Source organism: Serratia sp. AKBS12, from assembly GCF_024793895.1.
Taxonomy (GTDB): domain Bacteria; phylum Pseudomonadota; class Gammaproteobacteria; order Enterobacterales; family Enterobacteriaceae; genus Serratia_F.
Window position 1 is genome coordinate 1 of sequence record NZ_JANUSB010000002.1, and the last position, 25,184, is coordinate 25,184.

The following is a 25,184-nucleotide window of genomic DNA, read 5'->3' on the forward strand; positions in this document are numbered from 1 at the left end:
ACTCGTGAAGCGGTGCTCAAAGATTCACTAAATGAATTTTACTTCAGTAGTCACTCTTCAAGACTTGATATTTTTTTGCGCCGGAGATAAAACTCATCGGCGCGGGCTGCGTATACTACGCTTTTCGCCCTGAGAGTCAAGCGTTTATTTCGCTTTCGTCTCACTGACTGGGTGGTGCGTCCTGCGCTTAAGCAGTCGTTGTTCCCGGTCAGTGGAGGCGCATTATAGGGAGTTCTCAGAAGGCCGCAACCCCTAATTTCAAAAAAACTCCCAAGCGAACAAAAAACAGCCAATAAGCTTATTTTAGGGTATTTATTAGCCACTAAATGGCTATTTTTAGCCCTCCAATGTGACAACTCTCGCAAAAGTGCCAAAACACCCCAAGTAAAAGGGAGCGGTTGCCCGCTCCCTTTTTAACGTTATTATCGCTTATCGTCACTGCTTGGCGACAATATGATCGTTTTCGACATCCAGCGTCACCGGTTTGCCAGGCAACAGCGCCCCCGAAAGGATTTGCTGTGCCAGCGGATTTTCGATCTCCTGCTGGATGGCGCGTTTCAATGGCCGTGCACCGTACACCGGGTCGTAACCGGTTTTGCCAAGCAGCGCCAGCGCAGGTTCGGTAATCGTCACCGCGTAGCCGCGTTCTTCCAGTCGTTGGTACAAACGCTCCAACTGGATTTTGGCAATCTCGGCAATATGCTGTTGACCCAGTGGATGGAAGACCACCACCTCATCTATACGATTGATGAATTCCGGACGGAAGTGATGACTCACCATTTCCATCACCGACTCTTTCATTTGTGCATAGTTCATCTGACCAAAATGTTCCTGAATCAGATCGGAACCCAGGTTAGAGGTCATGATCACCACGGTATTACGGAAGTCAACGGTACGCCCTTGCCCGTCGGTCAAACGCCCGTCATCCAATACCTGCAACAGGATATTGAATACGTCCGGATGCGCTTTTTCGACCTCGTCCAGCAAAATGACGGAATACGGTCTGCGGCGCACCGCTTCAGTCAGATAGCCGCCCTCTTCATAACCCACATAGCCGGGAGGCGCACCGACCAGCCGCGAGACGGAATGTTTTTCCATAAACTCGGACATATCAATACGCACCATCGCATCATCACTGTCGAACAGGAAAGAGGCCAGTGCCTTACACAGTTCGGTCTTACCGACACCGGTCGGCCCCAGGAACAGAAAAGAGCCAATCGGGCGATTCGGATCCGACAAACCGGCACGGCTACGACGGATGGCATTCGATACTGCGGTCACAGCTTCGTCTTGGCCAATCACCCGTGAATGCAGTTCCTGCTCCAAACGCAGCAGTTTGTCGCGTTCGCCTTCCAGCATTCTGGCCACCGGGATACCGGTTGCCTTTGCCAGCACTTCTGCAATCTCGGCATCGGTGACGCGGTTCCGCAACAGCTTCATGGTCTTGCCTTCTGCCTGCGTTGCCGCAGCAAGCTGTTTCTCCAGCTCGGGGATCTTGCCGTATTGCAACTCGGACATCCGCCCCAGATCGCCAAGTCGACGAGCCTGCTCGAGGGAGATTTTCGCCTGCTCCAGCTCCGCTTTGATGTTCTGGGTACCAGACAGCGAGGCCTTCTCAGCTTTCCACTCTTCTTCCAGTTCGGAATATTCGCGTTCTTTTTGATCCAGCTCGCTGCTGAGCATTTCCAGCCGTTTCCGGCTGGCATCGTCAGATTCTTTATTCAGCGCCTGCTGTTCCAGTTTTAACTGGATAACGCGACGTTCCAGCCGATCGAGCGCTTCCGGCTTCGAGTCCATCTGCATGCGAATGCTGGACGCGGCCTCATCTATCAGGTCAATGGCCTTATCCGGCAACTGGCGGTCCGAGACATAACGGTGCGACAGCGTCGCCGCTGCCACGATCGCAGGGTCGGTAATCTGCACATGGTGATGCAGTTCATAACGTTCTTTCAGGCCACGCAGAATCGCGATGGTGTCTTCAACGCTCGGTTCGGCGACGAACACCTTCTGGAAACGACGCTCAAGCGCCGCATCCTTTTCTATATATTGACGATACTCATCGAGCGTGGTTGCGCCGACGCAATGCAGCTCGCCACGAGCCAATGCCGGTTTCAGCATATTACCGGCGTCCATCGCACCGTCAGCCTTGCCGGCACCAACCATGGTATGCAGTTCGTCAATAAACAGAATGACGCTGCCTTCCTGCTTGGCGAGGTCACTCAGCACGCCTTTCAATCGCTCTTCAAACTCACCGCGGTATTTGGCACCGGCAATCAGCGCGCCCATGTCGAGCGACAGCACTCGCTTGTGCTTGAGTCCTTCAGGCACTTCACCATTGATGATGCGCTGTGCCAGGCCTTCCACAATAGCGGTTTTACCCACGCCGGGTTCACCGATCAACACCGGGTTGTTCTTGGTACGGCGTTGCAGTACCTGAATGGTACGGCGAATTTCCTCGTCACGACCGATCACCGGGTCAAGTTTGCCCTGTTCGGCACGTTCGGTAAGATCGATGGTATATTTTTTCAACGCCTGACGCTGGTCTTCAGCACCCTGGTCTTCCACGCTGTCGCCGCCTCGCATTTGCTCAATCGCCTTGCTGATTTTATCGGTTGTCGCGCCGGCTGCTTTCAGCAGATCGGTCAGCGTGCCGCGATCTTCCAGCACCGCCAGTACAAATAATTCGGAAGAGATAAACTTGTCCGCACGCTTTTGCGCCAGCTTGTCGCACAGGTTCAGCACTCGCACCAGTTCGTGGGACGGTTGCACGTCGCCACCGGTGCCTTCGACCTGCGGCAGACGGGAAAGAGCCTGTTCGATTTCGGTGCGTACGCGCCCGGCATCGATACCGGCTGAGGTTAAGAGTGGACGAACCGAGCCCCCTTCCTGATTGAGCAATGCGCTCATCAGATGTAACGGTTCAATAAACTGGTTGTCGTGCCCAAGGGCTAGAGATTGGGCATCGGCGAGGGCAAGCTGGAACTTGTTGGTAAGACGATCCAGACGCATAACACCTCCAATATAGGACAAAATTGCTACTGGAGATTAAATGAGGTCATCCCTCAAATTTTCAAGGTTATTTTGACACTATATTATGAGTACAACGCCATGCGTCAGTGGACCGTCCTAATTCAATAGGTTATATCAGCCAGATTAAACTTGCCAGACGTCCGGTTATTCGCTCGCGTCGATAGGAGAAAAAATGACTGATTTCGCTGACGGTACAACGGTTGCCACCATATATTTCGGTGATTCCAACAGCTTGCAGCCGCTGGCGTGCCAATAAGTAGATATCGGCAAGGTATTTATCACCCTGCGGGATAAAAGCAGCGCCAGCGGCGGCGTCGACCGCCGTAAATGCCGCGCGTACCTCAGCGCCGACCTCGAAGCACTGCGGTCCGATGGCCGGTCCAAGCCAGGCAATAATCTGCCCAGGCTCGGCGGCAAATTCCGCAACCGTGCTTTCCAGCACCCCATCGCATAACCCACGCCAACCGGCATGGGCAGCGGCGACTTCCTTGCCGGCTCGGGAGCAGAACAACACCGGCAGGCAATCCGCCGTCATCACCGCACAAACCTGCCCCGGCTGATTGCTGTACACCGCATCAGCGCGCAGATCGGTCGGCACCTGCCCTTCCAGACGCAGTACGCGAGTCCCATGCACCTGTTCCAGCCAGTACGGCATCTGCGGCAGGCTTGCCCCCGCCACCAGCAGCTCACGGTTACGCCATACCGCCGATTCAACATCACCGACATGGCTGCCGAGATTGAGCGAATCATAGGGCGGCAGGCTTACGCCGCCATGTCGGGTGGTACTGCAGGCCACGACACCTGGCGGTAACGGCCAGTCAGGTTGGATAAGCGCGTCCATTACCAGTTCATCTGATCCTTGAATTCTTCGGTATCGGCCTTCAGCGCATCGATCAAATCAACCATATCCTGTGGCAATGGCGCATGCCATTCCATCTGAATGCCGCTGATAGGATGATACAGGCGCAGCATGGTTGCATGCAGTGCCTGACGGTCGAAGCCGCGTAAAGTGGTGATAAAGTCCTCTGACGCACCTTTTGGCGGACGTGGGCGACCACCGTACAGCGGATCGCCCACCAGCGGATGGTTAATGTGCGACATATGCACACGGATCTGATGGGTACGGCCGGTTTCCAGACGCAAACGTAAACGGGTATGCGCGCGGAAATGCTCCATGATGCGGTAATGCGTTACCGCCGGTTTGCCCATCGGGTGAACCGCCATATGAGTACGTTTGGTGGAATGGCGCGCAATCGGCTCTTCCACGGTGCCGCCGGCGGTCATGGTACCAATCGCCACCGCTTCGTATTCACGGGTAATTTCCCGCAACTGCAGCGCTTCAACCAGACGGGTTTGCGCAGGCACGGTTTTGGCGACCACCATCAGACCGGTGGTGTCTTTGTCCAGGCGGTGAACGATGCCGGCACGCGGCACGTCGATGATTTCCGGATAGTAATGCAGCAAGGCATTGAGCACCGTGCCATCCGGATTGCCGGCCCCCGGGTGTACCACCAGATCGCGCGGTTTGTTGATTACCAGAATGTCGCTGTCTTCATAAACGATATCCAGCGGGATATCCTGCGGTTCCCAACGCGCTTCTTCTTCAATCTGCGCATCAATGGCAACCGTCTCTCCCCCCAGTACCTTCTCTTTCGGTTTGTTTGTCGTTTTGCCGTTGACCTGTACCCGATCTTCCAAAATCCATTCTTTTATGCGAGAACGTGAATAATCGGGGAACAATTCGGCCAAAGCCTGATCTAAACGTTGTCCGAGTTGAGATTCGGCCACCGTTGCGGTGAGTTGTACTTGTTGTGCCATATGCAGCTTCTTCGTTAACGTTGGGTTTTCACGGCGATGCCGTTTAATATAATGTGCTATTGTAACTGGTCTTTGTCGGGAGCTTAACGGACAGTCTCCCGGAATAACACCCTGAGGATAATCAAAACGTCATGACGCGTATGAAATATCTGGTGGCGGCAGCCACGTTGAGCCTGGCGCTGGCAGGTTGCTCCAGTTCCAAGGATGCGGTTCCCGACAACCCGCCTTCGGAAATCTATGCAAACGCCCAGCAGAAACTGCAGGACGGTAACTTCAAGGGCGCGATTACGCAACTCGAAGCGTTAGACAACCGCTATCCTTTCGGGCCGTACTCCCAGCAAGTGCAGCTGGATCTGATTTATGCCTACTATAAGTCGGCCGATCTGCCACTGGCGCAGGCATCCATCGATCGCTTTATGCGCCTGAACCCAACGCATCCGAACATCGATTATGTGATGTACATGCGCGGTCTGACGGATATGGCACTGGATGACAGCGCATTGCAGGGCTTCTTCGGGGTCGATCGTTCAGACCGCGATCCACAGCATGCCCGCGCTGCGTTCCGCGATTTCAGCCAGCTGATTCAGCAGTATCCGAGCAGTCAATATACGCCGGATGCACAAAAGCGCCTGGTATACCTCAAGGACCGTCTGTCCAAGTATGAGCTTTCAGTGGCGGAATACTACACTAAACGCGGTGCTTACGTCGCGGTTGTTAATCGTGTCGAACAGATGATGCGTGAATACCCGGACACCAAAGCGACGCGTGATGCGCTGCCGTTGATGGAAAACGCGTACAAGCAGCTGCAGTTGAACGGCCAGGCGGACAAAGTGGCGAAAATCATCGCTGCCAATCAGTCCTGATTGTCGTCCTGCATGGCAGAAAACAAAACGGCAGCCTCGGCTGCCGTTTTTATTGGCGCGCGCTGGCACCAGACTGGGAAAATATATAATTAAAAACACAGCGTTAGCAAACAATCCACGCCGGTCAACTTATCAATAATGCGCGATCCGACGAGAAGACTCAAGCGCTAGATGGCGGTTTCAGAGGCTAAATCACAGATTGAACTAACTTTGCAAAAGGTGACAAAAAAAGGTGATTTTCCTCACCCCTTTAGCCATAAAGCGGGGTATGCTGAATCCATCCAAGACGGAAAGACAAGAGAGGTAAGTCATATGACAATCAACATTACCAGCAAACAAATGGATATCACCCCCGCAATCCGTAATCATGTCGAAGACCGTCTCAGTAAACTGGATAAATGGCAGGCCCAGCTGATTAACCCGCACATTGTTTTATCCAAAGAACCTAAAGGGTTTGTGGCCGACGCCACCATTACCACGCCAAACGGCCCGCTGGTCGCCAGCGCCAAACACGAAGATATGTATACCGCCGTCAACGAACTGATCGCCAAGCTGGAGCGCCAGCTCAACAAAGTGCAGCATAAAGGCGAGGCACGCCGCGCACACGCCAGCGTGAAGGACGTCGTTCCGGAAGTAGAAGTGGAACCGGAACAAGAGTAATCCGTCCCGGTAGTTTCACACCAGCGCGCCCAAGGGCGCGCTTTTTGTTCACCGGTTTTTATTGACAGAGAGAAAACCCAGCGGTTACTTTAAAACCTCACTCATTAGCCGATAGGCAGCCAATGCAACGCAAACCGTTTTTCTTCGCATTCTTTTTTACCTTCCCCTGATTGGGAGGCGTTTCGTCGTGTGATAAAGAATGCGAAGACGAACAGCAAAGCCTCCTGGAACCAGGGGGCTTTTTTTATGATTATTAGAAAAACACAAGGCAAAGCTGATTATGACTGACAACCCGTTACTCGTGCTGCGTGAACGCATCAGCGCACTGGATCTGAAACTGCTGGCATTGCTGGCAGAGCGTCGTGAGCTGGCGGTAGAAGTGGGCAAAACCAAGTTGCACTCTCACCGTCCAATCCGTGATAAAGAGCGCGAGCGCGACCTGCTGGACGCCCTGATTACCGCCGCCAAACCTTATGATCTGGACGGTTTTTACATCACTCGACTGTTCCAGCTGATTATCGAAGACTCGGTGCTGACGCAACAGGCACTGTTGCAACATCAACTCAATCAGACCAGCCAGCATTCTGCACGCGTTGCGTTCCTCGGTCCAAAAGGCTCTTACTCTCATCTGGCCGCGCGCCGCTACGCCGCACGCCATTTCGACCAATTGATAGAGCACGGCTGTCAGAAGTTCCAGGATATTTTCACCCAGGTCGAAACCGGCCAGGCGGACTACGCGGTATTACCGATTGAAAACACCAGTTCCGGTTCCATCAATGACGTTTACGACCTGCTGCAGCACACCAGCCTGTCAATCGTCGGCGAACTGACCAATCCGATCGATCACTGCGTGCTGGTCGCCAGCGACACCGATCTTAACCAGATTGATACCGTCTATAGCCATCCACAACCGTTTCAGCAGTGCAGCCATTTCATCAGCCGCTACCCGCACTGGAAAATCGAATACTGCGAAAGTACCGCCGCGGCAATGGAAAAGGTTGCCAAAATCAATTCGCCAACAGCCGCCGCACTGGGCAGCGAAGCCGGCGGCGCGCTGTATGGTTTGCAGGTGCTGGAACACAACCTGGCCAATCAGCAACAGAATATTACCCGCTTCATCGTGCTGGCGCGCAAGGCAATTGACGTGTCAGAACAGGTACCGGCAAAAACAACCTTTATCATGGCAACCGGCCAACAGTCGGGGGCGCTGGTCGAAGCGTTGCTGGTGCTACGTGACAACGGCATCATCATGACCAAATTGGAATCCCGCCCGATCCATGGCAATCCGTGGGAAGAGATGTTTTACATCGACGTACAGGCCAATATCCGCTCCGATGCCATGCGGAAGGCTCTGCAGGACTTGACGCCAATTACTCGTTCGTTGAAGGTGCTGGGCTGCTACCCTAGTGAAAACGTGGTGCCGGTCAACCCCTCCTGAACCGCATAAAACCGCCGGGTAGGATAACCAGGCAATCAGTTGACCGACGATTCGGCCTGGAATACGCAGGGATTCGGTTTGATAGCTGACATAGTCGCTCGTTGAAAGGTCTGGCATCTGCCAGACCTTTTTTGTGATGTATCGCGGATTTTATTGACGGCTGTCGTTGGCCTGACGCAGCAGCGAGCGACTTTCCACCAGGAAACGTTCGGCATAATCGCCGAACCAGTGCTCAACCTTTTGGAAACTATTGATAAACTGCTGTTTATCGCCATGCTCCAGCAGTTCTATCGCCGCGCCGAAACGCGTGTAGTAACGCTTGATCAGTTGAATATTTTCTTCCGACGACATAATGATATCCGCGTACAGCTGTGGATCCTGCGCGAACAGCCGCCCCACCATCGCCAGCTCCAGTCGGTAAATCGGCGAGGACAGTGCCAGCAATTGCTCAAGCTGCACGTTTTCCTCCGCCAGATGCAGGCCGTAGGCAAACGTGGCGAAGTGGCGCAGAGCCTGAATGAACGCCATGTTCTGGTCATGTTCCACCGCGCTGATGCGGTGCAACCGTGCCCCCCAGACCTGCAATTGCTCAAGCAGCCACTGGTAGGCTTCGGGCTGACGGCCGTCGCAGTACACCACCACCTGCTTGGCAACGCTGCCGACATCTGGGCCAAACATCGGGTGCAGCCCCAATACCGGGCCGCCATGTGCCGCCAACATCGCCTGCAGCGGGCGGTTCTTCACCGATGCCAGGTCAACCAGAATGCAGTCGTCCGGCAGCGCCGGCAGCCGCTGAATAACCTGCTCGGTGACGTGGATCGGCACGCTGACAATCACCATGCCGGCGTCAGACAGCAGCGTTTCCGCCTGCGGCCAATCTTGCTGATCCAACACTTTTACCTGATAGCCCGACAGCGTCAGCAGGCGATTGAACAAACGTCCCATCTGGCCGTTACCGCCGATAATCACAATCGGACGCAGTTGTGGGCACAGGGTTTTAAAGCCTTTGTCATTCTCGCTGACATACGATTCGCGCATCACACGACGCAATATGTCTTCAATCAGATCCGGCGGCACGCCAAGCGCCGACGCCTCCGCACGGCGCGAAGCCAGCATCGCCGCTTCACGCTCGGGTACATACACCGGCAGTCCGTGGCGGCTTTTGACTTCGCCCACTTCAGCCACCAGATGCAGGCGTTTCGCCAGCAAATCCAGCAATGCTTTATCCACTTCGTCAATTTGATCGCGCAGCGCGGTCAGTTCAGCCACCATAACTCACTACTCTCCAGTGCGTGCCATCAGCGCGGCACCAAGCTGCTGATGCATGCGGCGCAGCAGCGTCTCGGTATCATTCCAGTCAATGCAGGCGTCGGTGACGGATACCCCGTAACGCATATCGACACGCGGCTGCTCGGAAGACTGGTTGCCTTCATGCAGATGGCTTTCCAGCATGATGCCGGTAATAGAGCGATTACCTGCGTTGATCTGCTCCATTACCGACTCGGCAACCACCGGCTGACGGCGGTAATCTTTATTAGAATTGCCATGGCTGCAATCTATCATCAAGGACGGACGGAGTCCCGCTTCACGCATCTGTTTTTCACAGGCCGCGACGTCTTGCGCACTGTAATTCGGCGTTTTGCCACCGCGCAGGATCACGTGGCCATCCGGGTTGCCTTGAGTTTGTAACAGGCACACTTGCCCAGCCTGATTGATACCAACGAAACGGTGCGGCATGGCAGCGGCTCGCAAGGCGTTGATGGCGGTCCCCAGGCTACCGTCGGTGCCATTTTTAAAGCCGACCGGCATCGACAGGCCGGACGCCATTTCGCGGTGGGTCTGCGATTCGGTGGTACGCGCACCGATTGCCGACCAACTGAACAGATCGCCGAGGTATTGCGGGCTGTTGGGATCCAGCGCTTCGGTGGCCAATGGCAGCCCCATGCCAACCAGATCCAGCAGCAGGCGACGCGCAATGTGCAAACCGGCTTCGACATCAAACGAGCCATCCATATACGGATCGTTGATCAGGCCTTTCCAACCGACGGTGGTTCTTGGCTTTTCAAAATAGACGCGCATAACGATATACAGCTGATCGCTCAATTCAGCCGACAGGGTTTTCAAACGACGTGCGTAATCCAGTGCCGCATCCGGATCGTGGATCGAGCATGGCCCGCATACCACCAGCAGACGGTGATCGCGCCCTTGCAAAATATCGGCGATAGTTTTGCGGGCTGCGGCGATTTCATTTTCGTCGCTGGCGCTGAGCGGGAACTGGTTTTTCAGCTCTTCTGGCGTAATCAAAACCTGTTCTGCACTGATGTGTACGTTATTGAGCGCGTCTTTTTGCATGATGCTGTTCCTGTCGTTTGCCGTTATGCCTGAGCGTAAGTAAATTGAACATTGAGCGTTACAGGCCTCTACCTTAACACGACATGTAAAGATTTCAATCCAAAAACCGTAAATAAAAAATTACTGACAACCACTCACCCATGAAGACCAGAAAAAACAAACGGTGAAAAACAATAAATATCATTTAAAAACAATAAATAATAACAATAAAACCAATACAAAAATCACCATAATGCGTAAGATGTCAACTGCCTCAAACCCATAGCTGATCGTAAATATAACTTTACACAAATCAATCTTCGTCACGCAATACCGCTTTATACCTCCCCAAAATAGTTACGCGTGAATAAACATTGCGCAACCTCATAGTTCTCCCCCGGTAATTACTGAATGATGGCACTAAACGGTTCACACCTCTTTAGGGGTAAGCCTGCGCAGACAGGCTCCGTCACCTGCAAGGAAGGCTCATGAGCCACAGCATTTCTTTTAACAAGGGACTCTCATGATAACTCTGCAATTTGCCATTATTATTGTTTGCTTACTGGTCGGTACCCGCTTTGGCGGTATGGGACTGGGGTTGATCAGCGGTATCGGTTTATTCCTGCTGAGCTTTGTGTTTGGTCTACAACCCGGCAAACCACCGGTTGATGTCATGCTGACCATACTGGCGGTCATTGGCTGTGCGTCGGTGCTGCAAACCGCCGGCGGATTGAATGTCATGATGCAATACGCCGAACGCCTGCTGCGTCGTCATCCACAGCACATCACGCTGCTGGCGCCGTTCACTACCTGGACGCTGACCTTCCTGTGTGGTACCGGCCATGTGGTATATACCATGTTCCCGATTATTGCCGATATCGCCATCAAAAAAGGCATTCGACCGGAACGGCCGATGGCCGTGTCGTCGGTTGCATCGCAAATGGCCATCACCGCTTCACCGGTTTCGGTGGCGGTGGTTTCACTGGTGTCCATCATTGCCGCCGGCCATGGCATCGGCAAGGCCTATACCCTGCTGGAGATATTGGCGATCTCCGTCCCTTCTTCACTGGTCGGCGTATTGATGGCCGCGCTGTGGAGCCTGCGCCGTGGCAAGGATTTAGACAAAGATGCCGAGTTCCAGGCGCGGATCGGCGATCCAGAGCAACGTGCCTATATCTATGGCGGTACCGAAACGCTGCTGAATCAGCGCTTCGCCAGGCAGGCCTATGCCTCTACGCTGATCTTTTTTGCGGCGATTGCCGTCGTGGTGCTACTCGGGGCATTTGCCGATTTACGGCCGTCATTTGAGGTCAAAGGGGTGCTGAAACCGCTGTCGATGAATCTGGTGATTCAGATGATGATGCTGATCGCCGGCGCCATCATATTAATGAGCTGTAAAGTGAAGCCGGGCGACATCGCCAACGGCGCGGTGTTCAAAGCCGGCATGGTGGCCATTTTCTCGGTATTCGGCGTCGCCTGGATGAGCGATACGTTCTTTCAGGCACATATGGGTGAGTTAAAGCTGCTGCTGGAGGATGTGGTCAAAAGCCAGCCGTGGACCTATGCCATCGTGCTGTTTCTGGTATCCAAACTGGTAAACAGCCAGGCGGCGGCGCTAGCAGCCATCGCACCGATGGGGTTGCAACTGGGGGTCGATCCCAAAATGCTGCTGGCTTTCTTCCCTGCGGCCTATGGTTATTTCGTCTTGCCAACCTATCCTAGCGACTTGGCCTGCATCGGCTTTGACCGATCCGGCACCACGCGTATCGGTAAATTTATCATCAACCACAGTTTTATTATTCCAGGTTTGATCGGCGTGTTGTGTTCCTGCATCACCGGTTATCTGCTGGTCAGCACCTTCATGTAATTCCCCGCGAGTGGCGGCAATGGGGCAACCGTTGTCGCCTGACGACACTTGTGCTGAAAGGCCGGGTAAAGATTAAGGATACAAAGCATTTTATCGCGTCCAAGCCAGTAAAATCAGCAGAAGAGAAGAGAATAACTAGTAGTTAAAAATTAAAAACTTAAGCTAATCGGCGCTATTTTGGACGGCAGCGTGAGTCGCTATAATGCGCCCGCTTTTACCAACCACCACTTAACAAACTGGATCCAAAATGCTCTCTTCACGCGCTCGTCGCGCTATTCCGTTGTACCTAAGCTGTTTGAGTGCTTGCCTGTCTTTTTCATCCTTTGCCGACAATACGCTGTTTACCGCGATGGACGATCCGGCCACGGCAAAAAAACCGTTTGAAGGTAATATTCAGGCCGGTTATAACGCGCAGTCCGGCAACTCGGAAAGCTCCACCCTGCTTGCCAATACGTCACTGACCTGGTTTAACACCGTCAGCGCATACAGCCTGTGGGGATCCGCCACCAATACCACGTCATCCAATGTGCGTTCCTCTGAGAAATATCAGGCCGGTGGCCGCACGCGTTACAACATGACCGAGCGTAACTATTTGTTTGGACAGGCAAGTTGGTTGAACGATCGCTTCGCTGGTTATGATTCACGCTCGACGCTGACCGGAGGCTATGGTCGTCAAATCTTCAACGATCCGATTCACGATCTGCGCGTCGAGTTTGGCCCTGGTGTGCGCCATGATGAATATCACGACGGTGGCCGCACCACCAAAGCACTGGCTTATGGTGCTGCCAACTATTCCTACCAGTTGACGGACAACACCAAGTTCACCGAAGGTTTCTCCGCGTTGGCAAACGAAGACATTACCTTGAACTCCGAAACTGCACTGAACGTGGCCATTAATGACCGGTTCTCGTTGCGCCTGGCCTATACCGTGACCTACAACAGTGAACCGCCGGCTTCTGCACCGAAAAACACCGATACCACAACCTCGGTAACGCTGGTTTACGGCCTGTAAGCACGCTATAGCAACGGCCTGCCGACCATCATCGCGCCTCCCCACCGAACACCCGACGACGTCAAACTCAGTGGGCAAACGGTGGGTTTTTTATGCCTGTTGTGCCAGCGTCAACCAGACCATTCCCAACGCTTTCAAGGCGTCGGTGGAACATTGAAAATCAGCGTTTCCACCGCTGACCTGTAGCTGATTGCCTGGTAGACGCGCAATATCATACACATCTATATTGCCATCAATGTCGATCAGCCAACGTCCATTAGCGATATGCGTAATAGCCAGATCTACCAGCCATGCGGTACGCCCACCGTCAACGTAAGCCGGGTGCAAAACGCGAGTGGGGATCAAGGCCGGATCGGCCAACCACTCCCCCGCAGGCTGCAATTGCCCTGCCAGCAATTGATATTGTGGCAAGGCACGAGCACGACTGGTGGCAGGTGCCGCCGGCGTGGCCGCGCTGTGCATATTGCCTTCGCCAGTCGCCAGCCATAACAGCGGTACCCCGGTATCCAACGCACAGGTCACCACGATATCGCCAGGAAAATAGTCACGCCGCACCCAGGTACTCATGGTGCCGGAGGAGATACCCAGCAGATCGCCCAACTCTTTTTGCAGACTGAATCCGTACGCATCCAGAATCCGCCGCAGCACCCCCTTACCACCAGACGCCAGCACCCGTTCATACAACGCTTTGCCACGTACCGCCGGCAAGACTTTCTCTCGAGGCTGCTGCTTTGCTTTCTCGCCGGTCATCAGCCAGGCCAGATCGGCCCCGGTGGTCAGCGCACAATTGATAATCACCTGCCCCGGCACGCTGCCCCGTTGCAACCAACTGCTGATATTGTTGGGCGCGATGCCCAAGGTATCGCTCAGCTCTTTTTGTGTGGCTACGCCATAAGAAGAAAGGATTCTTTCAATCACTGCGCCGACGTCGGCGTTGTCATTCACAGTTTCTTCACGCATAACTTCCCCGGTCATAAAATAATGTTGCTTTTACACATCGTCGTTGGCGAATCGCAAGCGCACAGCCGCGACAACCTGTATTGCCTGGCGTGGCTTTCGCCTATCATTAGATTATGCGGCATGAACCATGAAAATACAAACAACCAGCGCGCAAAAGCAAGTTATGAAATCAAAAAGCGACTCCTGTCTTCATCAATTATCTCTCCTGCAGCCAGCAACGGTACTTTTTACCTTATCGCCCCAACCGCTGACGCTTTCTCTCCCCGGAGGTTTATCGGTGGCTTAGCGGTTTCAACAAGATAGTTCTCTTATTAAACATCCAGCAATTTTACACGGCAAATGACGCTACCACCCATTGACGGGTTTAGCATTTTGCATAATACTGTATAAATAAACAGTATATTACAGAGAGGGCAAAAACAGTGGAAACCGTGGATAAACAACAACTAACACTGTCGCGCATCCAGTTTATCGCAGATGTATCCCAGGCGGCACAATGCAGCACCTCTGAGTTTTTGATCGCCATGTCGCTGATTTCAGATCTGGCCAGTCAGGTGCTGCCGGACAATGATTATCAAGAAATATTTTACTCTGCCGACCGCCACGGCGATCGCTAACGCGTTTGACGCCGCGTGGTATTGCATTTTAGACACCCGCTGGCGCGGGTGTTTTTATTTGTCACCAATGCAACCACTACGGGTTGTGCCAGCGTATCCACAACCCGCAATGATTGCTGGCAGCATTTGGCAACAGGACACTGTGCCTAACCGGGCTCGAGGAACGAGGACCCATTCTGTCATACGGTTAGCCGGTTGAGATGCCGGTGGCGACCGCCGCTGCCAAGCGGAACTCGTATAAAGGTAGGACTACGCAATGGAAAAATTTACTTCAACGCTTTCTTATTTTATAGCCGCCTGTCTGGCGTGGTTTGGACGGCATTCGCCTGAAGATATCGCGGTATTGGTAGGAGCTGCCGTGGGTGTCGGTACCTTTGCCGTGAACTGGTACTATCGCCGCAAAAGTTATCATTTACTACGCTCACTCAAGAAAAGCGGCCTGAAACGCCGGCTGTATGATGAACTCGATAGCTAAACCGCAACGTGGCCTATCGTGCCGACTGGCGTTCACCGTGGCTGACTTCCCCCGCTTAAGTATCGAATGCCCTTGCTTGTTTCTCTGCCGTTTCGCTGCTTGTCCTTGGCGTTAACTACAGCAATCCATCAACCAGTATTTACACAAAACAAATGACCCCGATAAACTTGCAAATTTAATCTTGCTTTTGCAAGTTTATCGGCTAGTATAATCACAATACGTAAGGCAAACCACAAGAGGATCCGATCATGATGCACTGTCCACTATGCGGTAGCGTGGCCCATACCCGTTCCAGCCGCTACCTCAGCGAATCGACCAAAGAACGTTATCACCAATGCCAGAACATTAATTGCAGCTGTACCTTTGCCACGCACGAGTCGGTGGCGCGTGTAATCGTAAAGCCGGGTGATATCATCCCCGCCAAGCCACATGCAGAGAAGAGAACGCAGCGCGCGGCCGCGCTGTAGTGAAGTCAGGCGACGTTGCGATCTCTCGGCTCGAACACCGCCGAACCGCTGGCCCAACGCGTGTTTTGCCGATTATCAACGGCGTTACTGGTTGAATCATCGCCGCAGCCAAACAGGCAAGGCAGTCCATAGGGCGAGTTGTACTGAAACAAATACCAGGTATAAATATAAAAAAGGGGCTTACCATCACGGCAAGCCCCTTATGACTATTAACTTTTGGATGCAGCGTTAGCTGTATCTTAGTTAAGACGCTCTTTGATGCGAGCAGCCTTACCAGTACGCTCACGCAGGTAGTACAGTTTGGCTTTACGAACGGCACCACGACGTTTAACAGTAATGCTGTCGATTACTGGGGAGTGAGTCTGGAATACACGCTCAACACCTTCGCCGTTGGAAATCTTACGAACAGTGAATGCAGAGTGCAGACCGCGGTTACGGATAGCGATAACCACGCCCTCGAATGCCTGCAGACGTTTTTTGCTACCTTCAACGACCCATACCTTCACTTCCACGGAATCACCCGGACGGAATGCAGGTACGTCTTGTTTCATCTGCTCTTGTTCAAGTTGCTTAATAATGTTGCTCATAATATGTCTCTTACCCTAGGTAAACTGATATATCGGCTACGTCTTAGACGCTGCCTTAATAGTCCTGTTGCTCCGCGCGATGTTCCCGTTGGAACTCCGCCAGCAACACCTCTTGCTCGTCAGTCAGAGCTAGGCTTTCTAGAAGTTCAGGTCTTCTAAGCCAGGTACGGCCCAGCGACTGCTTTAAGCGCCAGCGACGTATCTCGGCATGGTTGCCCGACAGCAGAACCGGCGGTACTTCCATCCCTTCCAACACCTCAGGCCGGGTATAATGCGGACAATCCAGCAATCCATCGACGAAAGAGTCTTCTTCCGCAGAGGCCTGATGTCCCAGCACGCCCGGTATGAAACGGGCCACTGAATCAATCAGGGTCATTGCCGGCAGTTCCCCGCCGCTGAGAACGTAATCGCCGATTGACCATTCTTCGTCAATTTCGGTTTGGATCACGCGCTCATCGATCCCTTCGTAACGACCACACACCAGAATCATCTTCTGATTGGTCGCCAGTTCGCAAACGCCGGTTTGATCCAGCTTGCGCCCCTGAGGTGACAGATAAATCACCTTTGCTCCCTCGCCTGCCGCTGCTTTCGCAGCTGAAATGGCTTCCCGTAATGGTTGCACCATCATCAGCATTCCCGGGCCGCCGCCATAAGGGCGATCGTCCACGGTACGATGCCGGTCGTAGGTGAAGTCACGAGGACTCCAGCACTGCACGCTCAGCAGGCCATTTTTTACTGCCCGGCCAGTCACCCCGTAATCGGTGATTGCACGAAACATCTCTGGAAACAGGCTTACAATACCAATGAACACAAGCCAATCCCCATTGCGTTATTCCACTTGCTGCGATCGTGCGATCCGGAGGTCAAAAACCAGGATCCCAATCTGCCTCGATTACCTTGGCAGCGAGATCGACTTTCTTGATAACCTGCCCATGAAGAAACGGGACCAACCGCTCCTTCATACCGAAGGCATCTTTCAGGTTTGCCCGCACGACCATTACGTCGTTCGAACCGGTTTCCATCATATCAATGACTTTGCCCAGCTCGTAGCCGGAAGTGGTGACTACCTGGCAGCCCATCAGGTCTTTCCAGTAGTAATCATCGCCTTCCAACGGAGGCAACTGCTCGGAATCCACGACAATTTCGCAATTGGTCAGCAGATTCGCCGCATCCCGATCGTCAATATCTTTGATCTTGATAATCAGGTCCTGATTGTGGCGCTTCCAGCTTTCCAGCTCGACAACCTGCCACTGACCCGCCTTTTGGATTAACCACGGCTGATAGTCAAAAATGCTTTCGGCGTTTTCGGTGGATGAAAACACTCTGAGCCAACCACGAATGCCGTAAGTAGACCCCATTTTGCCGAGTACAAGCGGCTGCTTAGGTGCTACCGGTTTGAGTTGCTTGCTCATTGCCACCACCGCGACAGATTAAGCTGCTTTCTTAGCGTCTTTGATCAGCGCGCCAACGCGATCAGAAACGGTTGCACCCAGGCCGACCCAATGTTCGATGCGGTCCAGGTCCAGACGCAGTGCTTCAGCCTGACCAGAAGCGATCGGGTTGAAGAAGCCTACGCGCTCGATGAAACGACCATCACGAGCGTTGCGGCTGTCGGTCACTACTACTTGATAGAACGGACGCTTTTTAGCGCCGCCACGTGCCAAACGAATTGTTACCATAACATCCTCTTTAGTTAATAAAACAGCCGGGCCCCATTGAGGGACGGGGCCCGGTTGCAATATAAAAAGCCCGAAAATTTTACTCATTTTGGCGCAAAAAGCAATCTAAAGCGTAGATTGCCGGCAATTCGTTTTGCGCCCCACTCACTTTCGGGCGGTTTTTGCCGCGAACGGCAAATCGGTTAACGTGCTCCCCTGCTGGAAAGCAGCACGTTTAACGGCCTGGGAAACCTGGCGGCATCATGCCTTTCATGCCGCGCATCATTTTCGCCATACCGCCTTTTTTCATCTTCTTCATCATGCGCTGCATTTCGTCAAACTGCTTCAACAGCCGGTTGACGTCCTGCACCTGCATGCCGGAACCCATCGCAATACGGCGCTTGCGCGACCCCTTGATGATTTCCGGTTTGGCGCGCTCCTTCAGCGTCATCGAGTTGATGATCGCCTCCATACGCACCAGCACCTTGTCATCCATCTGCGATTTAACGTTGTCCGGCAGTTGGCCTGCGCCCGGCAACTTGCTCAACATACTGGCCATACCGCCCATGTTGCGCATTTGCTTGAGCTGATCGAGGAAGTCGGTCAAATCAAAGCCGTCGCCTTTCTTCAACTTGTTGGCCAGTTTCTCCGCCTGATCGCGGTCGACCTTGCTCTCGATATCTTCAATTAACGACAGCACGTCACCCATGCCAAGAATGCGCGAAGCCACGCGATCCGGGTGGAACGGCTCCAGTGCGTCGGTCTTCTCGCCAACGCCAAGGAACTTGATCGGCTTGCCGGTAATGTGGCGAATCGACAGCGCGGCACCGCCGCGTGCGTCACCGTCAACCTTGGTCAGCACTACACCGGTCAGCGGCAGCGCTTCGTTAAACGCCTTGGCGGTGTTGGCCGCATCCTGGCCGGTCATGGCGTCGACCACAAACAGGGTTTCCACCGGCTTGATCGCCGCATGCACCTGCTTGATTTCGTCCATCATCGCTTCGTCGACGTGAAGACGACCGGCGGTATCGACGATCAGCACATCGTAAAACTTCAGCTTCGCCTGTTGCAGCGCACGGTTAACAATGTCGATCGGCTTGTCTTTGGCATCCGACGGGAAAAAGTCGATGCCGACGCCTTCAGCCAGCGTTTCCAACTGTTTGATCGCCGCAGGGCGATAAACGTCGGCGGAAACCACCAGCACTTTTTTCTTTTGTTTTTCTTTCAGGAACTTGCCTAGCTTGCCGACGCTGGTGGTCTTACCGGCACCTTGCAAGCCCGCCATCAGCACCACCGCCGGCGGCTGAGCCGCCAGATTAAGCTCGGTGTTGACTTCGCCCATGGCGGCAATCAGTTCGTTCTTGACGATCTTGACGAACTCCTGCCCCGGCGTCAGGCTTTTGTTAACCTCGTGCCCAACCGCGCTTTCTTTGACGCGATTGATAAAATCACGAACCACCGGTAGCGCGACGTCCGCTTCCAGCAATGCCATGCGCACTTCACGCAGGGTTTCCTTGATATTTTCTTCGGTCAGCCGCCCACGGCCGCTGATATTGCGCAATGTGCGCGACAATCGATCGGTTAAATTTTCAAACATCGTCTCAGGCTCAACGTAAAGACAGGCCGCCATGGCGACACAATTGCAGCGATTATAACACGAAGCGGACACGATCTCTGCCTTGGCGTTGGAGATCGGTTGGAGCACGGCCCACACGACGCTATACTGGCAATCCAATTAATCACGCCGATGCAAAATTAAACGCTATGCCAGTATTTTCCATTGTGGCTTTGATAGCCTACCTGCTCAGCCTTGGACTGATCATTCCCAGCTTGTTGCGGAAGAATAGCGCATACCGTCGGCTTGCTCTGCTCTCTGCCGTAGTGGCGCTGGTGTGTCATGCCATCGCCCTGCAACAGCGTATTTTCGACGTTGGCGGCGGGCAAAACCTCAGTCTGATCAATATAGGTTCGATCGTCAGCCTGATTATCTGCACCGTGATGACCATCGTCGCATCCCGCGATCGCGGCTGGTTTCTGCTGCCGATCGTCTATAGCTTTGCGATGATCAATCTGGCATTTGTCAGTCTGTTGCCGGGTGAATTCATCACCCACCTGGAAGCCAGCCCGGAACTGCTGGTGCATATCGGCCTGGCGCTGTTTTCCTACGCCACGCTGATCATTGCCGCGCTTTATGCCTTGCAATTGGCCTGGCTGGATTACCTGCTCAAGAACAAAAAGCTCAGTTTCAGCGCCGACATGCCGCCATTGATGAGCATTGAACGCAAGATGTTCCACATCACCCAGATAGGCGTGGTGCTGCTGACACTCACCCTGTGCACTGGTTTACTGTATATGGATAATCTGTTCAGTAAGGAAAACGTCCATAAAGCGGTGCTGTCGATCATGGCATGGTTTGTCTACATCGTTCTGCTCTGGGGCCATTATCATGAGGGTTGGCGCGGCCGCCGCGTGGTCTGGTTCAGTCTGGTCGGTGCGTTTCTGTTGACCCTGGCTTACTTTGGCAGCCGCCTGATCCAAGAAGTGATGGTGCGCTAAACTGCATTATGGCTACCGCCTCATTCGTTGAGGTTACTTTTCTCCACACATAAGGAATATCGCGTTGGAGCACGTTTCGACAGCCACCCTAATCATCATTATGGTGATCATGATAGTGGTTTCAGCTTATTTTTCAGGCTCCGAAACCGGCATGATGACGCTCAACCGCTATCGTCTTCGTCATTTGTCCAAGCAAGGCAACCGTTCTGCCCGTCGGGTTGAAAAGCTGCTGCAAAAACCTGACCGCCTGATCGGCCTGGTACTGATCGGCAATAACCTGGTGAATATCCTGGCCTCGGCGCTGGCGACCATCGTCGGCATGCGCTTATATGGCGATCTCGGAGTGGCTATCGCCACTGGCGTGCTGACCTTCGCGGTACTGCTATTCGCCGAGGTGCTGCCCAAAACCTTCGCCGCACTCTATCCGGAACGCATCGCTTTCCCCAGCAGCTTTCTGCTGGCGCCGTTGCAGAAAATCATGTTCCCGCTGGTTTGGTTGCTCAATGGCATTACCAGCATCTTGCTGCGCCTGTTCGGCGTCCACACCAACCAGCGGATCAGCGATGCGGTCAGCAAGGAAGAGCTGCGCACCATCGTTAACGAATCTCACTCACAGATATCACGACGTTATCAAGACATGCTGATTTCGGTACTGGACCTGGAAAAGGTATCGGTGGAAGACATCATGGTGCCGCGCAATGAAATCATGGGTATTGATATCAATGATGACTGGAAATCCATCATGCGTCAGCTGACGCATTCGCCGCATGGCCGCATCGTGTTGTATCGCGACTCGCTGGATGATGCCATTGGCATGTTGCGGGTGCGCGAAGCCTACCGGCTAATGACCGAAAAGAAAGAGTTCAACAAGGAAAACCTGCTGCGGGCCGCCGATGAGATCTATTACGTGCCGGAAGGCACGCCGCTCAACGTGCAACTGGTGAAGTTCCAGCGCAACAAGGAAAAGGTTGGCATCGTGGTGGATGAATACGGCGATATTCAGGGGCTGGTGACGGTGGAGGACATCCTGGAAGAGATTGTCGGTGATTTCACCACTTCCATGTCGCCTACGCTGGCGGAAGAGGTGAATCCGCAGAGCGATGGTTCGGTACTGATTGACGGTACTGCCAACGTGCGGGAGCTGAACAAGGCCTTCAACTGGAACCTGCCAGCGGTTGATGCGCGTACCATCAACGGCATGCTGCTGGAAGAGCTGGAGGAAATCCCGGAAACCGGCACCCGGATCCGCGTCGGCCATTATGACTTCGACATTCTGGACGTGCAGGACAATATGATCAAACAGGTGCGGGTAACGCCAATCAAACCCCTGCAGGCTAGCGTACAAAATCATTAAGCAGGCCGCCGCACAAAAGAAAAAGACGCGAAATCGCGTCTTTTTTTACATTGACTGTCGGCAGGTCTGACTGACGACTAGATATGCAACTCTTGCAGTTTCTCTTTCGGTAACGCCAGTTCGTCGTTGTGGTTAACCACCACATCGCGATCCAGAATATGCTTGGCGATTTCCTGCGCCTCTTCCAGAGAATGCATATGGTAGGTACCGCATTGGAATTCGTTCAGCTCAGGGATCTTGCGCTGATCGGTCACTTTCAGCACGTCGGCCATAGCCGCTTTCCAGGCATCCGCCACGCGCTGCTCTTCCGGTACACCGATCAGGCTCATGTAGAAACCGGTACGGCACCCCATTGGCGAAATATCGATAATCTCCACGCCCTGCCCGTTCAGGTGATCGCGCATAAAGCCGGCAAACAGGTGTTCCAGCGTATGAATACCGCGCTCTGGCATCACTTCTTGATTCGGAATGCAAAAACGCAGGTCGAAAACGGTGATGGTATCGCCATGCGGCGTTTTCATGGTTTTCGCAACGCGAACCGCCGGGGCCGCCATGCGGGTGTGATCTACGGTAAAGCTATCCAGCAGTGGCATTTAGCACCTCCTCGTTAAAAAAAAAATTTATTTCGGATTTTTTCGCAATCCAAGGAAACCTTTTCCCACCCTGCAAGTCTGACTATGTGAAAGACGCGCATTTGTTATCATCATCCCTGTCATCAGAGATGCATATTTGGCCACATTGATGTGGCCATTTTCTTTTCAGCCCCCGCCATTAGCCTTCAGGAACTGTTCAAAGCTTAGCGTATCACTGGCTTCTATGTCGCGCTGACGCTGCCAAGAGGCTTGCGCTTCTTTAGCCAACGCCGCCTCGCTCAAAATCTCCAGCGGTTCATCCCGCAGCATCTGACGGTACTGTTCCGCCAATGCCAGGCCTACACCGCCATTGCCGGCGTCCTGCATGGCCTTCAGAATACGCGCGGAGAACGTCAGCTCAGGATCGTCAAAGGCCGCAACCAACCGATCGCATACCTGCTGATAAGCCTGGTTGCCCGCTTCACTGTCCAGCACCTCGGCTACGCGACGCAGATCGGCAAACAGCGCCTTGCCGACCTGTTGCAGCGGCTTGCGTGTATCATCGCAGCCGATGCCGATGGTTTGCCCCGGTTTGCGCCCTTCCAGGATAACCCGGTTCCAGTTTTTGCGCGTACACAGCAGTTCATCGCTGTTCATTTCCGGCGCGTCGGCCAACACGCACCACACCAGGAACAGATCGAGGAATCGCGCCTGTACCGCATCTACGCCGATTGGCGAGAACGGGTTAATATCCAGCGAACGAACTTCGATATATTCAATACCGCCGCGTAGAAGCGCATCTGACGGCGTCTCTCCGCTATGGGTAACGCGTTTCGGCCGGATTGGCGCATACAGTTCGTTTTCTATTTGCAGCACATTGGTATTCAACTGCAGATAGCGATCGCCGTCTTTTACCCCCAGTTTGGCAAACTCTTCCGACGGCGTGACGATAGCCTTCTTCAGCCCCTTCACGTAACTTTGCAAATCGTTGAAGGTAATGCCGAGGTTGCTCTGAGATTTGTTGGTATAGCCCAGATCGCTCAACCGCAGCGAGGTAGCATAAGGCAGATAAAGCATGCCACTCCCGTTGCTTTCGAACGGCAACGAGGTTTCGCGCCCGTTCAGGAACGAGGAACATATGGCCGGTGATGCGCCGAACAGGAACGGGATAACCCAGCCGAAGCGATAATAGTTGCGGATCAGGCGGAAATAGCCGGCAGATATCTGTTCCTTGCCACTTTCGGCATCTTCTACCCCGGCCCATGCCTGCCAGAACTCCAGCGGCAACGAAAAGTTGTAGTGCACGCCGGAAATGGTCTGCATCAAGGCACCGTAGCGGTTCTTCAACCCTTCGCGATACAGCGTTTTCATACGGCCGATGTTCGACGAGCCAAACTGCGCCAGTTCGATATCCTGCTCCGCACCGATAAAGCACGGCATACTCAACGGCCACATGCGTTCATCACCGATATTGCGCGCTACATGGCGATGAATATCGCGCAAGAACGTCAACAAATGATCGATATCGTCATCAACCGGCGTAATAAACTCCAGTAGCGCCTCGGCAAAGTCCGTGGTGATCCAATGATGCGTTAATGCCGCCCCCAGATGTTCCGGATGCCCGGTGGTAGCCAGCTTGCCGTCTGCGGTAACGCGCAGCGTTTCGCGCTCAATACCGCGGCGGATGCCTTTTAATGTCTGAGGGTGGGCTTCCAACCAAGCAAGCGCCTGTGATACGTCCGGGATCAAATTGACCTCCCGCTTCTAAAACGATAATTCGTAAGCATACTGAAACCGCACCCGATAGAATATTGAGTTATATTCACTTCGTTAATGCCACAAAGCGATACCCTGTAGCGTTATCATAGTCAAAACGATATAGCGTAGTGCTTTTCCGATACATAGAAAAAGCATAACAGGGCCCCACGGCATGCGCAGCCAACCTGCCAACACGCACAACAAATCGCCCACCACCGGCACCCAACTGAGTAATAACGCAGCCGGGCCAAAGCGTTGCAACCACCGCTGCGCCGTTGCCAGGCCGCGTTGTGGTTTCATCGCCGGTAGCAGGCGCCCGATAATTACATTGGTTACCCCGCCGAGCGTATTGCCTAACGTCGCCGCCAATACCAACGGCTCCGGTGAAATGCGGCCATTGCTCAACAGGGCAACCAGATAGATTTCCGAGTTTCCCGGCAACAGCGTTGCACTGAGGAAACTACTGCCAAATAACGAAAGTATCGTTAGCGTACTACTCACAGCGTGCGGACGTCTACCACCGCCATATTGGCGCTACGTGCGGCCTGAATACCGAAGTCGGCATCTTCAAACACCACGCAGTGTTCCGGCGGCACGCCAATCAGTTCGGCGCAGCGCAGAAAGGTATCCGGTTCCGGTTTGTGGCGCTGAACGTCATCGGCACCAACAATGGCATCAAAGCACTGATACAGCCCTAAATGGCGTAGCAATGCTTCCGCCATCCGGTGTTCGCTGCCGGTGCCAACCGCCATGGGGCGACGACCATGATAGGATTTTACCACCTCAATCAGTGGCAAGGGACGTACGGTATCAAGCAGCATTGCCTCTACCGCGCGCGTTTTTTCTGCCGCCAGATGATGGGGATCGAGATCGGCCTGATGCGCGGTGATAATCGCTTCGGCAATACGCCAGGTTGGCGAACCGTTCAACGCGACCATTGCCGCTTCATCGAACGCCATACCATAACGCCCCAGCACCTGATGCCACGCTTTACGATGCGTTGGCTCGGTGTCCAGAATAGTGCCGTCCATGTCAAAGATCAGACCCTGGTAGCGATCGTACATCGTTACTCCATGATCATAGAGGAAAGAAAACTACTTTATCGCAAAGCCGGCATATTGTCGCTGATTGCGTGATGACGGAAAATGCTCTGGACGGCGC

Annotated in this window: 26 protein-coding genes and 1 other annotated feature; of the genes, 11 read left to right on the forward strand and 15 right to left on the reverse strand. The window is 53.6% G+C overall.

The features are described from left to right. Window positions 1-435: 435 nt before the first annotated feature. The 3 genes from clpB to rluD all read right to left on the reverse strand — a co-directional run bounded on the left by clpB (window position 436) and on the right by rluD (window position 4,848). Window positions 436-3,009 (reverse strand): ATP-dependent chaperone ClpB, encoded by a 2,574-nt coding sequence (gene clpB / locus NYE85_RS00020; protein ID WP_259002148.1) that lies wholly within the window; start codon window positions 3,007-3,009, stop codon window positions 436-438. Between the two features lie 130 nt (window positions 3,010-3,139). Next, window positions 3,140-3,871, reverse strand: coding sequence for a purine nucleoside phosphorylase YfiH (gene yfiH, locus NYE85_RS00025; protein ID WP_259002149.1), 732 nt, complete (start codon window positions 3,869-3,871; stop codon window positions 3,140-3,142). Next, window positions 3,871-4,848, reverse strand: coding sequence for a 23S rRNA pseudouridine(1911/1915/1917) synthase RluD (gene rluD / locus NYE85_RS00030; protein WP_259002150.1), 978 nt, complete (start codon window positions 4,846-4,848; stop codon window positions 3,871-3,873). Before rluD ends, yfiH begins: the two co-directional genes overlap by 1 nt. Window positions 4,849-4,979: 131 nt before the next feature. On the opposite strand from rluD, the gene bamD reads away from it, so the two are divergent. The 4 genes from bamD to pheA all read left to right on the forward strand — a co-directional run bounded on the left by bamD (window position 4,980) and on the right by pheA (window position 7,809). Next, window positions 4,980-5,711, forward strand: a complete 732-nt coding sequence (gene bamD, locus NYE85_RS00035) for an outer membrane protein assembly factor BamD (protein WP_259002151.1) — start codon at window positions 4,980-4,982, stop codon at window positions 5,709-5,711. A 312-nt stretch (window positions 5,712-6,023) separates the two neighbouring features. Further along, entirely contained in the window at window positions 6,024-6,371 is a 348-nt protein-coding gene (gene raiA / locus NYE85_RS00040) for a ribosome-associated translation inhibitor RaiA (RefSeq protein WP_259002152.1), read from the forward strand. Between the two features lie 121 nt (window positions 6,372-6,492). Continuing rightward, window positions 6,493-6,619, forward strand: a sequence feature (Phe leader region). Further along, entirely contained in the window at window positions 6,494-6,541 is a 48-nt protein-coding gene (pheL, locus tag NYE85_RS00045; protein ID WP_193764799.1) for a pheA operon leader peptide PheL, read from the forward strand. (Overlaps the previous feature by 48 nt.) A 32-nt stretch (window positions 6,620-6,651) precedes the next feature. Further along, window positions 6,652-7,809 (forward strand): bifunctional chorismate mutase/prephenate dehydratase, encoded by a 1,158-nt coding sequence (gene pheA / locus NYE85_RS00050; protein ID WP_259002154.1) that lies wholly within the window; start codon window positions 6,652-6,654, stop codon window positions 7,807-7,809. A 150-nt stretch (window positions 7,810-7,959) separates the two neighbouring features. Here pheA and tyrA read toward each other — a convergent pair whose 3' ends face one another. Beyond that, window positions 7,960-9,081 carry a bifunctional chorismate mutase/prephenate dehydrogenase gene (gene tyrA / locus NYE85_RS00055; protein ID WP_259002156.1) on the reverse strand — a complete coding sequence of 374 codons (1,122 nt, stop codon included), beginning with the start codon at window positions 9,079-9,081 and terminating at the stop codon, window positions 7,960-7,962. 6 nt (window positions 9,082-9,087) lie between these two features. After that, on the reverse strand, window positions 9,088-10,161 hold the full coding sequence (locus tag NYE85_RS00060) for a 3-deoxy-7-phosphoheptulonate synthase (protein ID WP_259002158.1): 1,074 nt from the start codon (window positions 10,159-10,161) through the stop codon (window positions 9,088-9,090). A 502-nt stretch (window positions 10,162-10,663) separates the two neighbouring features. Between NYE85_RS00060 and NYE85_RS00065 the strand changes: the two genes are divergently transcribed. After that, window positions 10,664-12,007, forward strand: a complete 1,344-nt coding sequence (locus tag NYE85_RS00065) for an anaerobic C4-dicarboxylate transporter (protein WP_259002160.1) — start codon at window positions 10,664-10,666, stop codon at window positions 12,005-12,007. Between the two features lie 247 nt (window positions 12,008-12,254). Next, entirely contained in the window at window positions 12,255-13,019 is a 765-nt protein-coding gene (locus tag NYE85_RS00070; RefSeq protein WP_259002162.1) for a YdiY family protein, read from the forward strand. Between the two features lie 90 nt (window positions 13,020-13,109). Here NYE85_RS00070 and NYE85_RS00075 read toward each other — a convergent pair whose 3' ends face one another. Next, window positions 13,110-13,979: a phage repressor protein CI gene (locus NYE85_RS00075; RefSeq protein WP_259002164.1), complete on the reverse strand. Its 870-nt coding sequence runs from the start codon at window positions 13,977-13,979 to the stop codon at window positions 13,110-13,112. Between the two features lie 422 nt (window positions 13,980-14,401). Between NYE85_RS00075 and NYE85_RS00080 the strand changes: the two genes are divergently transcribed. From NYE85_RS00080 to NYE85_RS00090, 3 genes are all read left to right on the forward strand, one after another. Next, a complete protein-coding gene (locus NYE85_RS00080) occupies window positions 14,402-14,596 on the forward strand; it encodes a hypothetical protein (RefSeq protein WP_259002166.1) in 195 nt (64 codons plus the stop codon). A 256-nt stretch (window positions 14,597-14,852) separates the two neighbouring features. Further along, entirely contained in the window at window positions 14,853-15,071 is a 219-nt protein-coding gene (locus NYE85_RS00085; RefSeq protein ID WP_259002167.1) for a phage holin family protein, read from the forward strand. 248 nt (window positions 15,072-15,319) lie between these two features. Beyond that, a complete protein-coding gene (locus NYE85_RS00090; RefSeq protein WP_259002169.1) occupies window positions 15,320-15,538 on the forward strand; it encodes an ogr/Delta-like zinc finger family protein in 219 nt (72 codons plus the stop codon). 239 nt (window positions 15,539-15,777) lie between these two features. Here NYE85_RS00090 and rplS read toward each other — a convergent pair whose 3' ends face one another. The 5 genes from rplS to ffh all read right to left on the reverse strand — a co-directional run bounded on the left by rplS (window position 15,778) and on the right by ffh (window position 19,380). Further along, the gene (rplS, locus tag NYE85_RS00095) at window positions 15,778-16,125 is read right to left on the reverse strand and encodes a 50S ribosomal protein L19 (RefSeq protein ID WP_004955150.1); all 348 of its coding nucleotides are present in this window, start codon (window positions 16,123-16,125) and stop codon (window positions 15,778-15,780) included. A gap of 55 nt (window positions 16,126-16,180) precedes the next feature. Next, window positions 16,181-16,936, reverse strand: a complete 756-nt coding sequence (gene trmD / locus NYE85_RS00100) for a tRNA (guanosine(37)-N1)-methyltransferase TrmD (RefSeq protein ID WP_039991110.1) — start codon at window positions 16,934-16,936, stop codon at window positions 16,181-16,183. A gap of 52 nt (window positions 16,937-16,988) precedes the next feature. Further along, window positions 16,989-17,537, reverse strand: a complete 549-nt coding sequence (rimM, locus tag NYE85_RS00105; RefSeq protein WP_004955153.1) for a ribosome maturation factor RimM — start codon at window positions 17,535-17,537, stop codon at window positions 16,989-16,991. 18 nt (window positions 17,538-17,555) lie between these two features. Further along, window positions 17,556-17,804 (reverse strand): 30S ribosomal protein S16, encoded by a 249-nt coding sequence (gene rpsP / locus NYE85_RS00110; RefSeq protein WP_039991114.1) that lies wholly within the window; start codon window positions 17,802-17,804, stop codon window positions 17,556-17,558. A gap of 214 nt (window positions 17,805-18,018) precedes the next feature. Further along, window positions 18,019-19,380 (reverse strand): signal recognition particle protein, encoded by a 1,362-nt coding sequence (gene ffh, locus NYE85_RS00115; RefSeq protein WP_259002176.1) that lies wholly within the window; start codon window positions 19,378-19,380, stop codon window positions 18,019-18,021. Window positions 19,381-19,547: 167 nt separating this feature from the next. On the opposite strand from ffh, the gene NYE85_RS00120 reads away from it, so the two are divergent. Continuing rightward, window positions 19,548-20,339 carry an inner membrane protein YpjD gene (locus NYE85_RS00120; protein WP_004955165.1) on the forward strand — a complete coding sequence of 264 codons (792 nt, stop codon included), beginning with the start codon at window positions 19,548-19,550 and terminating at the stop codon, window positions 20,337-20,339. A 64-nt stretch (window positions 20,340-20,403) separates the two neighbouring features. Then, window positions 20,404-21,693 (forward strand): HlyC/CorC family transporter, encoded by a 1,290-nt coding sequence (locus NYE85_RS00125; protein ID WP_004955167.1) that lies wholly within the window; start codon window positions 20,404-20,406, stop codon window positions 21,691-21,693. A gap of 77 nt (window positions 21,694-21,770) precedes the next feature. Here NYE85_RS00125 and luxS read toward each other — a convergent pair whose 3' ends face one another. The 4 genes from luxS to yqaB form a co-directional block, all read right to left on the reverse strand. After that, the gene (gene luxS, locus NYE85_RS00130; RefSeq protein ID WP_259002181.1) at window positions 21,771-22,286 is read right to left on the reverse strand and encodes an S-ribosylhomocysteine lyase; all 516 of its coding nucleotides are present in this window, start codon (window positions 22,284-22,286) and stop codon (window positions 21,771-21,773) included. Between the two features lie 165 nt (window positions 22,287-22,451). After that, complete coding sequence (gshA, locus tag NYE85_RS00135) at window positions 22,452-24,014, reverse strand: glutamate--cysteine ligase (protein ID WP_259002183.1); 1,563 nt, start codon at window positions 24,012-24,014, stop codon at window positions 22,452-22,454. 81 nt (window positions 24,015-24,095) lie between these two features. After that, window positions 24,096-24,524 carry a YqaA family protein gene (locus NYE85_RS00140; RefSeq protein ID WP_259002185.1) on the reverse strand — a complete coding sequence of 143 codons (429 nt, stop codon included), beginning with the start codon at window positions 24,522-24,524 and terminating at the stop codon, window positions 24,096-24,098. After that, window positions 24,521-25,087 carry a fructose-1-phosphate/6-phosphogluconate phosphatase gene (yqaB, locus tag NYE85_RS00145; RefSeq protein WP_259002186.1) on the reverse strand — a complete coding sequence of 189 codons (567 nt, stop codon included), beginning with the start codon at window positions 25,085-25,087 and terminating at the stop codon, window positions 24,521-24,523. Before yqaB ends, NYE85_RS00140 begins: the two co-directional genes overlap by 4 nt. Window positions 25,088-25,184 lie beyond the last annotated feature (97 nt).